General features: G+C 64.3%; 2 protein-coding genes. Both read left to right on the forward strand.

The features are described from left to right. Window positions 1-930, forward strand: a 930-nt coding sequence (locus VGH68_RS22810) for an ABC transporter ATP-binding protein (protein ID WP_331605979.1), incomplete at its 5' end; no start/stop codon positions are given. Further along, the coding region (locus VGH68_RS22815) for an ABC transporter ATP-binding protein (RefSeq protein WP_331605980.1) at window positions 927-1,613 on the forward strand (687 nt) is incomplete at its 3' end. The genes VGH68_RS22810 and VGH68_RS22815, both read left to right, overlap by 4 nt.

The following is a 1,613-nucleotide window of genomic DNA, read 5'->3' on the forward strand; positions in this document are numbered from 1 at the left end:
GCGTTCGTCGTCGTGATCGTGGCGATGCCGCGCGGGCTCGCGCCGCTCGTAGCCGGCGCAGCGCGCCAGGCGTTGCCGCGCCGCCGCCGCCGTGTGGCAAGCACGCCGCTGACGCTGGTCGCGGCGCCGCCGCGCGGTGACGGCATGGTCGACAACACCCGTGTGGCGCTATCGATCAAACAGGTGCAAAAGCATTTCGGCAGCCTCAAGGTGCTTGACGACATTACTTTCGATGCGCGCGCCGGAGAGCTCCTCAGTCTGATCGGACCGAACGGCGCGGGCAAGAGCACGCTGATGCGGTGCATTGCGGACGGCGCGGAGCGCTCGGGCGGCACAGTCGAGATCAGCGGCACTGAGATCCGCACGCTCGCGCCGTACGACTGCGTGGCGCTTGGCGTCGGCCGCAAGTTCCAGACGGCGACGGTGTTCGAATCGCTAAGCGTCGGTGAGGCGTTGCGCGTTGCGCGCTATCGGGTGGCGCCGCCGTCGAAATGGCAGCGCGACCCGGTACTCGCGCTGCCGCAGCCGGCCCTCGACGTTCTGCGGCTGACGGGACTGGACCGGATTCTCGAAACCGAGTGCCGTTACCTGTCGCACGGCCAGAAGCAGGCGCTTGAACTGGCGATGGTGCTCGCGCTCGAACCGCGCACGGTGCTGCTGGACGAACCCACTGCAGGCCTGACGAAACAGGAGCGCACGCAGATCGGCGAGATTTTCGTCGAACTGTCGTCGCGCTACCGGATGTGTCTTCTGCTGGTCGAGCATGACCTCGATTTCGTGCAGCAGATCAGTTCGCGCATTGTCGTGCTGCACCAGGGGCGCATCGTGATGGATGGCGGTGTCGAAGAAGTCGTGCACTCCGAACTCGTGCGCGCGGTGTACGCGGGCGGTGCGCATGCCGCCGCCAGTCAGCCGGAGGCGGACGCATGAATGCATCGACGATTGTTCAGGTCGACGCGCTGCACAGCGGGTACGGCGAGGCAATGGTGCTCAAGGGCCTGAACCTCACGCTCGCGCGCGGCGAAGTGGTGGTGATTCTCGGCAAGAACGGCATGGGCAAATCGACCTTGCTGAAAACGCTGATGGGTTTCATTCGCCCGAAGAGCGGCGACATCGCGCTGTTCGGTGAGCGGACTACGGGCGTGCCGCCGAACCGGATCGCGCGGCGCGATGTCGCTTACATCCCGCAGGAAAAGGCCTTGTTTCAGGACTTGTCCGTCGAAGAGAACCTGAAGCTCGCCCTCATGCGCGATCGCGATTTCAAACCGCTTTTCGAGCGTATCGAGGATCTTTTCCCGTTTCTCAAGGACCGCCTCAAACAGAAAGCCGGCACACTGTCGGGCGGCGAGCAGAAGATGCTGTTGGTCGCGCGGGCGTTGATTCGCCAGCCGAAGCTGATTCTGGTCGACGAAATCACCGAGGGCATGCAGCCGTCGGTGATCGAACGGCTGGTCGGCATTCTCAGTCGCGAGCGCGACAGTGCCGGCACGACGATGCTACTGGTCGAGCAGCATGTGCATTTTGCTTTTGCCGTCGCGAATCGCTACGCAGTGCTCGAACTGGGTGAAATTCCGGCGGCCGGTGACACAGCGGATACATCGGCGCAAGCCACG

The sequence above is a fragment of the Paraburkholderia sp. genome (assembly GCF_036488505.1).
Taxonomy (GTDB): domain Bacteria; phylum Pseudomonadota; class Gammaproteobacteria; order Burkholderiales; family Burkholderiaceae; genus Paraburkholderia.